Below are 12,642 nucleotides of genomic sequence, written 5' to 3'. Positions count from 1 at the left end.
GCCCGGGGCGCTTCCTCGACGCTCTATCCGGTATAAGCGGTGACGCGGATGCTTGGAAAACTGTCCGGCCGTTAGAACTCAAGTCCGCCTTATGAGGTGCACGACGGCGAGCGTGGCGATGGCGTATTCAGCCGTTGCCATCCCCGCCTCGGAGCCGAAGAGCCTTCCCCATCTGCGGGACGGACGGGGAACGGCCTGGACCGGCGGCCCCTGCCGGGCGCCCGGGTAGATTTCCAGAACCTCTGCGGTTCCAGTCTCGGCGGTCGCACGGTCGGTTCCGGCGGGGGTGCTGCGGTGAAGTGTCATGGGATTTCCTCTCCGATTGTTCCGGTGCAGTACCGGCTGATTCCAATGTCGATCCCACGCCGTGCGCCGGTAAGTGCGGTCCGTGGCCAAGTGGAAAACTTCGGCTGTTGAGGAGAAGTCGAGGCACGCGGATCCTTCCCTCAGGGTCCGTGGGGCAGCATCGCGAGTAGCACCGGCACTATGCCCAGGCACACAAACGCGGGCAGCGAGCACAGCCCGAGCGGGACGACGAGCTTCACGCCCAATGCCGCGGCCCGCTGCTCGGCGGCCCGGAAATGCTCGCGGCGCAGCCGGGCGGCCTGCGTATAGAGGATGGCCGCGGACGGCACGCCGGTCAGCGCGGCGAAGGCCAGGGCGTCCCGGAGGGCCAGCAACCGCGCTGGAACTGCCTGGGAACTCCGCCACGCCGTCTCCCAGTCGGCGCCGATCGCGAGGGCGGAGACGACAGGCCTCAGAGCGCGCCCGAGCTCGGGGTCCGCGCGGCCGGCAACTAATTCCAACGAGCGCCCCAGCCCTGCTCCGGCGTCCAGCATCGCACCGATCAGTTCCAGCATCAGTGCCGGATCACGGAGCCCGACGCCCGGCTCGGGCGCCGTCTTCGCGTCGCCGCCTGCGCCTCCCGCAGGCGCCCCGCCAGTCTGACGTCGGCCCAGCCGCCGCCACCGCATGCCCGCACGGCGTTGGTCGGCGAGCGCCACGACCACCGCCGCGGCCAGCAGCGCGGCCACCGCGAAACTGCCCACCGGGGGGATCACCACTGCAGCCGGGCCGCCGCCCGGACGAGACGGGAGGACCAGATCCGACCCGCTGCGGTGAGGGCGAGTCCGGCGACGAGCGCCGCCATGCCGAAGGGCGTCCCGAGCAGGATGCTCAAGGGGTCCACGCCGAGCAGGACACCGAGGCCGAGCCCCAAAAAAGGCAGCCAGGTCAGGATGCGGACGGTTGCCCGGGGGCCGGCGAGTGCGGTCTGCCGGGCGGCTTCGGCGTCCTCCTCGGCTTCCAGGTGGGCGGCGAAGCGGTTCAGGACCTCGGCAAGCGGGCAGCCGCTGGCCTCGGCTACGTCGAAGCATGCTGCAAGTTCCACCCAGACCGCCCGTTTCCTTTCCTCCGGACCAGCGTGGGCGCCGCCGCCGGCACCGGTGGACGCACACGTCCGGATGGCTGCCGCGACCGGGGCTCCCCGCAGTGCGGCAGACCGGGCTGCCGCCAGGATCGCCTGCGAGGTCGCATCCAAGGCGTCGGGCCGCCCGGCGCCCCGGTTGCGTCGCCCGCTGCTGCCCTGCGTCCTGCCCTGCGTGCGGTCAGGCAATTCCCGGTCCGCATAGAGAAGCCAAAGTTCGTCCCACAGCCGGGCGGGTGTCCGGCCGCCCTTCAACAGCGCGGCCAACTGCTGAACCAGCACGGTCATGGGGACAGCAGCCGCCGCCCTGCCCTTCCCGCGCAGCGGCGCGAAGCGGCCACCCCGGCCTTCTGCCCGCCGCCCGACGGACAGCTCCGATGCCGACCTCCCGAAGCGGCCTGGAAGAGACCGCCGAATACGCCGGGCGGGCCCGCCGGGCGGCGCGAGCGCCAGCCAGGATGCGAGGGCCAAGACTCCGGTCAGGAGGGCCGTCATGGCGGACCGGCCGCGGCGCGGATGCCGGAACTGTCGGGCGCAGCAGCCGGGTCCAGGCCCAGACGGGCGGCGAGCTCCGGCCATGCGGGCCCGGCGCGGACCTCGCCGCCGACCGTTTCCAGCGCTACGGCCACGGCCAGGCCCCCGGCGTCTTCCCCGACCAGCCCCACCGATGCCACCCGACGGCCGAGTCGTGTCCGTTCCAGGTGCACGACGGCGTCGAGGGCGCTGGCTGCCTGAAGTCGGACGGCGTCCGGCCCCATCCCCGCGAGTGCCCCGAGCGCCGTCAGCCGGGCCGGGACCGCCGCGGCGGTGTTGGCGTGGATCGTGCCGCCGGCCCCGTTGTGCCCGGTGTTCATAGCGGAAAGTAGCTCCCGGACCTCGGCGCCGCGGCACTCGCCCACCACAAGCCTGTCGGGCCGCATCCGCAAGGCCTGCCGGACCAGCTCGCCGAGATCAACGGCGCCGCCGCCCTCCAGGTTGCTGTGGCGCGATTCCAGGGACACCACATGCGGATGGACGGGATTCAGCTCCGAAGCATCCTCGATCAGAACCAGCCGCTCACCGGGCTCGCAAAGTCCCAGCAGCGTGGCAAGCAGTGTCGTTTTTCCCGAACCCGTCGCTCCGCTCACCAGGAAGCTGAGGCGCCGGGCCACCATTCGCCGAAGAACGTCCTCGATGAACAGGCCGAACATGCCGCTCCTGCCGAGCTCAGCCAGGGAAAACACGGACTCGCGGCGGATCCGCACGCTCAGCAAGGTCCCGGCCGTGGAGATCGGCGGCAAGACGGCGTGCACCCGGTAGCCGCGGTCGAGCCTGACATCCATACAAGGCGAGCCGTCGTCCAGCCGACGGCCGCCGGCGGCCACCAGCCGGGCCGCCAACGCACGGACCTGCGCCTCCCCGGCAAAGCTGACCGGGGCGCGTTCAAGACCACGCCCGCGGTCCAGCCAGACCGAGTCCGGGCCGTTGACGAAGATGTCCGTCACGAGGGGGTCGCGGGTCAGCGGCTGCAACGGCCCCAGCCCATTCAGTTCGGCGCTGATACTTTCGACAGCCGCCAGCGCCCCGGCGGTGCCGAGGAGTTTTCCGCTCCGTTGGACGGCCGCGGCCACCCGGGACGGGGTGACGGGCCCGGCGTCGGCCATGACCGACTCGCGGACGGCCTCAAGGAGCCGGGCGTCCACGCCCGGCTGGTGCCTCCTAGGCCTCCGGAGCCGCGGGCTGTCAGCGTCCGGCGCGCCGGCCGCGTGGGAGCTCACGGGTACTCGTCTGCGCCGAAATCAAGGACAGCTTCGGTAAAGCGCTTCACGCTGTGCCGCCGCCCGGCGTCCAGCAGCCGCCCGAGCTCCGTGGCGGCGGCCGTACCGCGGAGCTCGGGCATGATGCTCTGCACCGGCAGCCCCACAGCCTCGGAAATGAGCCGGACGTCCAGCGCGGCTCCCGGCTTCGCACGGATAACCAGCGAAGTTTCCACCGGCGGAAGTTCGGCCACCAGTCGGGCGGATGCCACCGCGGCCCGGAGCTGGGCAGGCAGGACGACGAGCATGCGGTCACATTCCCATGCGAAGGCGCGCAGCGATTCGCGTCCGCGGCCGACGTCGAGCACGACCAGTTCGTAGCAGCGGCGTGCGGCGTCGAGCACGCCGGCCACCGCTGCCGCGTCGACGTGCTTGGGCCGTTCCCTGCTGCCCGGCCAGGACAGGAAGGAGAAACCACCCGTCTCGGGCAGCGACTCGTGAAGCTGGTCCGGGTCGATGCTGCCGCTGGCCTCGGCAAGGTCGGGCCAGCGGAGTCCGGGCGCGTCCTCGGCTGCGAGGGCCAGTTCGAGGCCTCCGCCCCAAGGATCCCCGTCGATCAGGAGCACACGGGCACCGAGCCCTGCGGCGGCCTCCGCCAGCCAGATTGCGGCGGTGGTGGCGCCGGCACCGCCGCATCCACCGACCACGCCAAGGACATGGCCACCGGGGTCCGGCGCGTGGGAGCGGCTGAGGTACTCGGCAAGCCAGGGTCCTCCCTCGGGGAGGACGGCTACCCGTTCCGCCCCCATGACCGCCGCCAACTGCCAGAGGCTGTCGCCTTCGCCGCTCAGCCCGACGAGGACTGCCGGCGCACGGCGCCGGATCGGCAGTTCGCGGACGTCACTTCCAACGAGCACCGCGCCGGCAGATTCCCAGTGCTGGGCCGCCTCCGCGGCATCCCGCGCCACAATTAGCTGCCGGCCGGCTGCGGCCACAATCCCTTCCACCTCGCCGCGCAGGACCTCGGAGCCCGTTACCAGCAGCGTCTCCGCAGACCCGCCGGGAAGCCATGACCCGGGGATTGGGGCCGCGCCGGGTGCGGCGTCCGGCCCCGCCCGGGTCACCGGCTGGCTCGAAGTGACCTGGCTGCCAAGGGGCTCGCGGAGTTGATGCCTGCTCATGCCACCACTTTCTGAGCTGCGGGCGTTGCTTCGACCCGCCGACGTCGGCTATGTGGAAAACCAGGGCGATTCCGTGTGCCCCGGCACGGTCCGGCGCGCCCCGGGGCGGCCCGGTCCCCTCCGCCCCCAAAGCGCCCCGTCCAGACAAACGGCCCCGCCCCCACCCCGGTCCACCGGACACGGACCGGCAGGGCAGAATTGAGCCTATGCATCTGCTGCTCGCCGCCCACGCCGACGGCGCAGCCCTGCAACGGCTCACGCCGGCCGGCGACCCCGATCCCGAGGCCCCCGCGGCGCGCATCGTCAGCGCCACCGAGCTGCCCGGCGTCGTGCGCCAGCTGGAGCAGCAGCGCCCGCGTTGGATCTGGCACCGCACGCAGGACTGGTACCCGGCGCTACTGGCCGCAGGGGTCGAGCTGGAACGCTGCTATGACCTGACCCTGTGCGGCGCCATCCTGGCCCATTCGGAGTTCACCGCGCATACCGAGTATTCCCGGAATGCGGAGAAGCTCACCCAGGACGACGACGTCCAGCAGCCGCCGCGGGCACTGCAGCCCCCTCCCCCGCCCGCTGACCAGGGCGCCCTGTTCGATGACCCTGGGCTGCGCGCGGCCCCGCGTTATTCCGCCGAGCAGCTGCGCGCCGAATACGCCGCGCAGCAGGAAGCCCTGTCCGCTGTCGCCCCGGATGCCCTCGATCCAAATGCCGTCACTCCAAATGCCGTCACTCCGGACGGCGGACGCCGGAAGCAACGGCTCCAGTTGCTGCTGGCCGCCGAATCCGCCGCCGCCATGATTGCCGCCGAGATGCAGCACACCGGCGTCCCCTGGCGCGAGGAACTGCACGAACGCATCCTCGAGGACTACCTCGGCCCGCGGCCGGCCCAGGGCCACCGCCCCGCCAAGTTGGAGGCCCTGAACAGCGAACTCCGCCGCCTTCTGCAATCCCCGGCGCTGAATCCTGACTCCCCGCAGGAACTGATGCGGGCACTGCACCGGAACGGCATCGAGGTAAAGAGCACGCGCCAGTGGGAGCTGAAGGAATCCAGCCACCCGGCGATCGAACCGCTGCTGGCCTACAAGAAGCTCGCCCGGCTGCACGCCGCCAACGGCTGGGCGTGGCTGGACGCCTGGGTCAAGGACGGCCGCTTCCGGCCCGAATACGTGGTGGGCGGGGTCGTGTCCGGACGCTGGGCCTCACGCGGCGGCGGGGCACTTCAGATCCCGCGCCAGATCCGCGGCGCCGTGCACGCCGACCCCGGCCACAAGCTGATCGTCGCCGACGCCTCGCAACTGGAGCCCCGCGTGCTGGTGGCGCTTGCCCAGGACTCCAGGATGGCGGAGGCCGCCCGAGACAAGGACCTCTACGCCGGCATCGCCGCGCAAGGTTTCGGCGGCGACCGGGCAAAGGCCAAGGTCGCGTTGCTCGGCGCAATCTACGGTGCCACCACGGGCGAATCCGGACGGCTGATGCCGCAGCTGGCCCGGACCTATCCCCGCGCCGTCGGCTTTGTCGAGCAAGCCGCGCGCGAGGGCGAAGCGGGCAAAACCGTCACCTCCCGGCTGGGCCGCAGCAGCCCGCCGCCCTCGGAGCGGTGGCTGCGGAGCCAGCAATCCGCCACTGCGGAGGAACAGCGCCGCGCCGAGTCGCTGGCGCGCTCGCGCGGGCGGTTCACGAGGAACTTCGTGGTCCAGGGTTCCGCCGCCGACTGGGCGGCCTGCTGGCTGGCGGAACTACGACGCCGGCTGCGGGGGCTGCGTGCGGACGGCTCAGCCGCCGGGGAACTGGTCTTCTTCCTGCACGATGAGGTCATGGTGCACTGCCCCGCCGACGCCGTCGATGCCTGCATCCGGGCCATAGAGGAATCCGCGGCGGCCGCCAAAGAGCTCCTGTTCGGCAGGATCCCGGTGGAATTTCCGGTGAGCGTCGCCGTCGTCGACTCCTACGATAACGCTAAATAGCTGCCGATATGCGCTGCCCGACGCCGGGCCGGACACCCTGGGTAACGTACCCGTCAGTAGCGTTGCGCCCGCTCTGAGAGCCCCGTTAGGCTCGAAAAAGGCCGGCGATGATCCCGATTGATCCGCCGGTGCAATGCAACAAGGCAGGGAATTGGGGAGGCAGCAGAGTGGCTGGCGTTTTCGAGATTGCAGAAGCCGGGGACGAGTCGTATTTCTTCAGGCTGACGGCACCGGACGGGACAGTAGTTGCTGTTTCACCGCTTTTCAACACCATCAAGGGAGCGGCCGCGGGCATCACCGCGGTGCGCGAGAACGCCGCGACCGGGTTGGTCGTGGACCGGTCCGGCGGGAAGCCTGGCGGCAAGCCGGGCCCCCGGCAGTCCGTCACCCAGTCCGGTAACAAACCCGCCGCGGCGGCGTCCTCACGGCCCGCGGCGGGCTTGACGGCACAATATCGGGGACCCGAGCTCAGCCGTCGATCCCGTGAAGGCGCTTCCGGTCCCACGGGACAGCCCAGCCGAGCTGGTCGAACAACTGATTGAGGATCATGCCGGTGAAGCCCCAGACCACCACGCCGTTGACGGTAAAGGCCGGGCTCTGGAAGGTCTGGCCGGCACGGCTGACGGTCGCCATCACCCTGTTGTCGGGGTCCAGCAGGTCCCGCACGGGCACCCGGAAGACCTGCGAGGACTCGCCATAGTCCACCACCCGAACGGGTGACTGGGACGCCCACCAGCCCAGCACGGGAGTGACCAGGAAGTTCCCGCGGGGCAGTGCCAGTTCGGGCATGACGCCGAGAACCTCCACACCCAGCGGGTCCAGCCCCGTTTCCTCTTCAGCTTCCCGGAGGGCGGCCTCGATCACGGATTCGCCCGGGTCGATTCCGCCGCCGGGGAAGGCCACCTGGCCCGGATGATCATCCAGGGTCTGCGCGCGCTGGAGCAGCAGTACGTCCAGATCCGCCGGCGCCAGCAGTTTCACCGACGTGGCGGGGACGTCATCCAGCGAGCCGAACAGCATCAGCACGGCGGCCCGGCGCACCCGTTCGCCGGGCTCAACCGTCAGCTCACGCCAGCGCGGATCCGGCGACGGGGCCGTGCCGGTCTGCACCGCGGCCACGAGATCGATCAGGTCCTGGCGGGCGGTCATTGCGGCCTTCTCTGCGATTCCATCCGGATTTCGGCGGCGCGATGCGTTTCGGCCAGCAGCTTCGCCAGCAGTTCCTCCTGGCCCGGGGCAAGTTCGTACTTCAGCAGCTTCCTGGCCTTCTCCGGATCCGTCTCGCCAGCTCCGAAACTGGGGCACCAGTTCGCCACCGCGCAGGCGCCGCAGGCCGGTTTGCGGGAATGGCAGACGCGCCGGCCGTGGAACACGACGCGGTGCGAGAGCATCGTCCAGTCTCTTGGCTCGAACAGTTCGGCGACGTCGGATTCGATCCGGACCGGATCGTCCGAATCCGTCCAACCGAAGCGGCGCGCCAGCCGGCCGAAGTGCGTGTCCACCGTGATGCCGGGGATCCCGAACGCGTTTCCCAGCACCACGTTGGCGGTCTTGCGCCCGACGCCGGGCAACTTCACCAGGTCCGCCAGCCGGCCGGGCACCTCGCCGTCGTAGTCGTCCACAAGCTTGGTGCACAACGCCATCAGGTTGCGCGCCTTGGCCCGGAAGAACCCAGTGGGTTTGATGATCGCTTCCAGCTCTGCGGGCTCGGCTTCGGCCATGCTGCGGGCGTCGGGATACCGGGCGAACAACAGCGGCGTGATCTGGTTGACCAGCACATCCGTGGTCTGGGCCGAGAGCACCGTGGCCACCACCAGCTCGAAGGGACTGCGGAAATCCAGCTCTGCGTGCGCATACGGATACTGCTCGGCGAGTGCCTTGTTTATCCGGCGGGCGCGTCGCTTGAGTCCAAGCAAGGTCTCCCCACCAGCCTGCACGCGAGGCTTCGCGGTGGCGGGCTTCGCGGTAGCGGGCTTTGCGGCGCCGACTTCGGTGGCCACGGTCCGGCTAGCCGCGTTCGATGTTGCTGAGATCCCGGAGCACGCCGACGCGGCCGTCCGTGTGCTGGACTAGGAACTCGTGGCCGCGGTCCTCCAGGGCCAGGACCCAGCCGCCGGGTTCGACGACGAAGGCCGGGGCGCCGGTGCGCTCGTCCACGGCGGTCCGGGGCTGTGCGACCGCGAACCAGAACGCCTCGTAGGCCGGGGCGGCCGCATTGCTCTCGGGGCGGCTTGCCGGGTCCACCGTGGCACCGATCGGCTCCTGCGAACGGACCTGCGGGGTGAGGGCCGTGGGTGCCTCGTGGCCTGCGGCGGACGGCGCCGCGGCCGCTGCCGCAGCGGGGACGCTGGCCGCCTGGGTCTCCTCCAGGGCCGCGCTCTGCCGCGCGGGTGCCTCCGAGGTGGCCGGGGATCCCGTTGAAGTTGCCGCAGCGGGAGCGGCCGCGGCCGGTGACTGCTCCGCGGCCACCGGGGCCGCTTCGCCTGCGGCGGGAGCCGGGGCGTACGCTGCCGTCGGCGTCGGCGATACGGCCGGCGTCGCGGTCGGGACGACGCCGTGAGCCTGGGTGGCGGGCTCGGCGGCGGCCGGGCGGGCGTATGCCGCGGCGGCGCCTGCGGCTCCTGCAGCTGCAGCGCTTGCACCTGCACCGGCGGCACCGGCTGATGACCCGCGGCCTTCGCTTGCAAGCGGGGCCTTTTCGGCAGGGCCCGCCGTCTTGTCCGTGGTCATCCGCTTGACCCAGCCAGCCAGCGGGCTGCCGCCTTCCCGGGGCGTTGAGGCTTCGCCGGCGGGCTTGGGTGCCTTGGGCGCACGCGGCTTGCGCACCGGCACCGCGGCTTCCCGCGCCACAACGTGGGCGGGGGTTTCGGCGCGGTGCAGGAAGTCGCCGGCGAGGCTGGGAATCAGCCGCGCGAGCACGGTGGCGGTGAAGAGTCCCAGCGAGCCAACGAGCCCCACCAGAAGGCTCGGCACGAATGCGCCGGCAGAGGCCAGGAAGAAGAACGCCAGGCTAAAGGACGCCACCACGGAGGCGAACTGGTCGATCGAGAGGGAACCGATCCGGATCTTCGTGCCCGGGCTGACGCGTCGGGCCACGAAGAGGGCGGCGACAATCAGCGGCAGCAGGACCCCCAGGCCCAGGAAGAAGAAGTTGCCCAGGCTCCACAGGTTGTAGCGGTCCACGAACATCGGGATCAGGGAGGCGATGAAGAGCAGCAGGGTGGAGCCGAAGACGGTGAGGTCGCGGACCGTGAAGGGCCCCACGACGGCCTCGTTGTTCTTCGGGTTCGGCTTGTCCACGGTGAAGCGTGGCTGGTCCCCCTGGCCGTCGGCCTGCGCCGGGCCTGCCTGGCCCTCGTTGCGGAGGGGCGCGTGGAGCTGCCCGTTGCTTTGCTCGTTCATTCTGTTCTCCTTAGCGTGGCCGCACCCTGGACAGTGCCGCCTAACGGCAGGCGAAACAGGACCGCCAGCGGCCCCGTCGCCCCCCATTGGATGTCACAACTCCGTCTCAGCCTAGCCAAGTGCAGAACCGATCACTAGCTGCCCGGCCGTAACTCCAGCACACTCCGGGGAGCCTTTCGCCCTGCGCGTAAAGCGGGGTTCGGCGCGGCTCCCCGCAGGCCACGCCGAACGCCCGCACCACTCGGCGCTTAATAAACGCCGCTCACGGCTCCCTTTGTGACGGGGCACACGTTCTGTCACACCTGCGCGTTAGTGTGTATTTCGGAACAGCTCTTTGCGGTACGCCCGTGACCAGCCGATGTCCGGTGCCACGCAGGTGTCCGGGACAGCGGCGGGATCGGTCGTTCCGCACAGCACGGATCGATGAATGATGAGGTTCACCATGTCCCAGCAGACCCCCGGCTCCACCACGGCCACCCAGGCGCCCCGGCAGGGCGATGCGTTCGAAAACCTGTCGCAGGAGAACCGCAAGTTCGCCCCTTCGGCCGAGTTCGCCGCCACCGCAGTGGTCACCGCCGCCGATTACGCCGAGGCCGACGCCGACCGGCCGGCTTTCTGGGCCAAGCAGGCCCGCGCGCTGCTGAGCTGGAGCAAGGACTTCACCGAGACCCTTGACTGGTCCAATCCGCCTTTCGCCAAATGGTTCGTCGGCGGCGAGATCAACGCCGCCTACAACGCCCTGGACCGTCACGTCGAGGCCGGCAACGGTGACCGGGTTGCCATCTACTTCGAGGGAGAGCCCGGGGACACCCGCAGCTACACCTACGCGCAGCTGACGCAGGAGGTTAAGAAGGCCGCCAACGCCTTCGAATCCCTCGGCGTGGCCAAGGGTGACCGCGTGGCCGTATACCTGCCGATGATCCCCGAGGCCGTCATCACGCTGCTGGCCTGCGCCCGTATCGGCGCCATCCACTCGGTTGTCTTCGGCGGCTTCTCCGCCGAGGCGCTCCGTTCGCGGATCGACGACGCCGAGGCCAAGCTGGTGGTCACCGCCGACGGCACCTACCGCCGCGGCAAGCCCAGCGCCCTGAAACCGGCCGTCGACGAGGCGCTGGCCCACGACGGGCACACCGTCCAGAACGTCGTCGTCGTCAAGCGCAACGGCCAGGACGTGGACTGGCACGAGGGCCGGGACCACTGGTGGTCCGACACGGTCGATGCCGCCTCGGACGAGCACACCGCCGTCGGACACGACTCCGAACACCCGCTGTTCATCCTCTACACCTCCGGCACCACCGGCAAGCCCAAGGGCATCCTGCACACCACCGGCGGCTACCTCACCCAGGGGGCCTACACGCACAAGGCGGTCTTCGACCTGCACCCGGAAACGGATGTGTACTGGTGCACCGCCGACGTCGGCTGGATCACCGGCCACTCCTACGTGGCTTACGCGCCGCTGATCAACGGCGCCACCCAGGTCATGTATGAGGGCACCCCCGACTCCCCGCACCAGGGCCGCTGGTGGGAGATCGTGGAAAAGTACAAGGTCTCCATCCTCTACACGGCCCCGACCGCCATCCGCACCTTCATGAAATGGGGCAAGGAAATTCCGGCAAAGTCGGATCTTTCCTCCATCAGGGTGCTGGGCTCGGTGGGCGAACCCATCAACCCCGAGGCGTGGATGTGGTACCGGGAGGTCATCGGCGCGAACGCCGGAAAGAACGGGGAGAAGAAGGAGAACCCGGCCCCGATCGTGGACACCTGGTGGCAGACCGAAACCGGCGCGCAGATGATTGCGCCGTTGCCCGGGGTGACCGCCACCAAGCCGGGATCCGCCCAGGTCCCGCTGCCCGGCATCGCCGTGGACGTCGTCGATGAGGCCGGTGAATCCGTTCCCAACGGCGCCGGCGGCTACCTCGTGGTCCGGGAGCCATGGCCGGCCATGCTGCGCGGCATCTGGGGTGACCCGGAACGGTTCAAGGACACCTACTGGTCCCGCTTCGAAACGATGTACTTCGCCGGCGACGGCGCCAAGAAGGACGACGACGGCGATATCTGGCTGCTCGGCCGGGTCGATGATGTCATGAACATCTCCGGCCACCGGCTCTCCACCGCGGAGATCGAGTCCGCCCTCGTGTCCCACCCGGCCGTGGCGGAAGCCGCCGTCGTCGGCGCAGCGGATGAGACCACCGGCCAGGCCGTGGTGGCGTTTGTGATCCTGCGCGGGGACGCGGTGGACTCGGGCGACTCGATCGTCCAGGAGCTCCGCAACCACGTGAGCAAGGAGATCGGGCCGATCGCCAAGCCCAAGACCATCCTGGTGGTGCCGGAACTGCCGAAAACCCGCTCCGGCAAGATCATGCGCCGCTTGCTCAAGGATGTCGCCGAGGGCCGCGAGGTGGGTGACGCCACCACCTTGGCGGACAACACCGTGATGGCCCAGATCGCGCACTCGCTCAAGAAGTGAACACGGTTCCCGTCCTGGGCCGCACCGGGTGACTTTTCCCTCTCGCGCCGGGTCGACGCGCCGGCCGAGGTGGTCTGGAAGCTGCTCACGGATACCGGCCAGTGGCCGGCGTGGGGGCCATCAGTCAGCGGCGTCGAACCGGCAACAGCGGGACCGGAGTCTTCGGAGCTTCGGTCCGGCAGCCGCGGAAGGGTCCGCACCATCCTGCGGGTGGCCCTGCCGTACACCGTGACGAAGTTCGAGGCAGGGCGGTACTGGCAGTGGTCTGTTGCCGGGGTGCGGGCCACCGGCCACCGGGTGGAGCCACAGAAGGATGGCGGCTGCCTGGTCACCTTCACCGTGCCCTGGTGGGCACCGGCCTACCTGCCGGTCTGCGCCCTCGCGCTGCGGCGGATTGAACGGCTCGCGAGCGGTCCGGGCAGTCCTGCCGGCCGGGGACCGGTCCGTGAATGATGAACTTCGCAGGACA

The 12,642-nt window shown here is 70.2% G+C and carries 11 protein-coding genes and 1 pseudogene; 4 read left to right on the top strand and 8 right to left on the bottom strand.

What is annotated here, in order from left to right:
* Positions 1–78 precede the first annotated feature (78 nt).
* The 5 genes from AC1DNC_RS09225 to ssd all read right to left on the bottom strand — a co-directional run bounded on the left by AC1DNC_RS09225 (position 79) and on the right by ssd (position 4,343).
* Positions 79–306 carry a DUF4244 domain-containing protein gene (locus AC1DNC_RS09225; protein ID WP_476862264.1) on the bottom strand — a complete coding sequence of 76 codons (228 nt, stop codon included), beginning with the start codon at positions 304–306 and terminating at the stop codon, positions 79–81.
* Positions 307–446: 140 nt separating this feature from the next.
* Entirely contained in the window at positions 447–1,061 is a 615-nt protein-coding gene (locus AC1DNC_RS09220) for a type II secretion system F family protein (protein WP_476862263.1), read from the bottom strand.
* Entirely contained in the window at positions 1,058–1,714 is a 657-nt protein-coding gene (locus AC1DNC_RS09215) for a type II secretion system F family protein (protein ID WP_476862262.1), read from the bottom strand. Before AC1DNC_RS09215 ends, AC1DNC_RS09220 begins: the two co-directional genes overlap by 4 nt.
* 203 nt (positions 1,715–1,917) lie before the next feature.
* On the bottom strand, positions 1,918–3,108 hold the full coding sequence (locus AC1DNC_RS09210; RefSeq protein ID WP_476862261.1) for a TadA family conjugal transfer-associated ATPase: 1,191 nt from the start codon (positions 3,106–3,108) through the stop codon (positions 1,918–1,920).
* A 71-nt stretch (positions 3,109–3,179) separates the two neighbouring features.
* A complete protein-coding gene (gene ssd / locus AC1DNC_RS09205) occupies positions 3,180–4,343 on the bottom strand; it encodes a septum site-determining protein Ssd (RefSeq protein WP_476862260.1) in 1,164 nt (387 codons plus the stop codon).
* Between the two features lie 206 nt (positions 4,344–4,549).
* On the opposite strand from ssd, the gene AC1DNC_RS09200 reads away from it, so the two are divergent.
* Both AC1DNC_RS09200 and AC1DNC_RS09195 read left to right on the top strand, forming a co-directional pair.
* The gene (locus tag AC1DNC_RS09200; RefSeq protein WP_476862259.1) at positions 4,550–6,304 is read left to right on the top strand and encodes a bifunctional 3'-5' exonuclease/DNA polymerase; all 1,755 of its coding nucleotides are present in this window, start codon (positions 4,550–4,552) and stop codon (positions 6,302–6,304) included.
* A 107-nt stretch (positions 6,305–6,411) separates the two neighbouring features.
* Complete coding sequence (locus AC1DNC_RS09195) at positions 6,412–6,846, top strand: YegP family protein (RefSeq protein ID WP_476862258.1); 435 nt, start codon at positions 6,412–6,414, stop codon at positions 6,844–6,846.
* Here AC1DNC_RS09195 and AC1DNC_RS09190 read toward each other — a convergent pair.
* The 3 genes from AC1DNC_RS09190 to AC1DNC_RS09180 all read right to left on the bottom strand — a co-directional run bounded on the left by AC1DNC_RS09190 (position 6,773) and on the right by AC1DNC_RS09180 (position 9,706).
* On the bottom strand, positions 6,773–7,453 hold the full coding sequence (locus AC1DNC_RS09190; protein ID WP_476862257.1) for an NUDIX hydrolase: 681 nt from the start codon (positions 7,451–7,453) through the stop codon (positions 6,773–6,775). The two genes, AC1DNC_RS09195 and AC1DNC_RS09190, sit on opposite strands and share 74 nt — an antisense overlap.
* Positions 7,450–8,241, bottom strand: a complete 792-nt coding sequence (gene nth / locus AC1DNC_RS09185) for an endonuclease III (RefSeq protein ID WP_476862625.1) — start codon at positions 8,239–8,241, stop codon at positions 7,450–7,452. The genes AC1DNC_RS09190 and nth overlap by 4 nt, the downstream gene beginning before the upstream one ends.
* Positions 8,242–8,311: 70 nt before the next feature.
* Entirely contained in the window at positions 8,312–9,706 is a 1,395-nt protein-coding gene (locus AC1DNC_RS09180) for a hypothetical protein (RefSeq protein WP_476862256.1), read from the bottom strand.
* Between the two features lie 442 nt (positions 9,707–10,148).
* On the opposite strand from AC1DNC_RS09180, the gene acs reads away from it, so the two are divergent.
* Both acs and AC1DNC_RS09170 read left to right on the top strand, forming a co-directional pair.
* The gene (gene acs, locus AC1DNC_RS09175) at positions 10,149–12,173 is read left to right on the top strand and encodes an acetate--CoA ligase (RefSeq protein ID WP_476862624.1); all 2,025 of its coding nucleotides are present in this window, start codon (positions 10,149–10,151) and stop codon (positions 12,171–12,173) included.
* A gap of 42 nt (positions 12,174–12,215) precedes the next feature.
* Positions 12,216–12,626 (top strand): annotated as a pseudogene (locus AC1DNC_RS09170) (SRPBCC family protein); the annotation flags it as partial.
* Positions 12,627–12,642 lie beyond the last annotated feature (16 nt).

The sequence above is a fragment of the Arthrobacter sp. 01N442 genome (assembly GCF_056399345.1).
The sequence above is the reverse complement of the archived record's forward strand: the minus strand, read 5'-3'. Positions and strand labels throughout refer to the sequence as shown.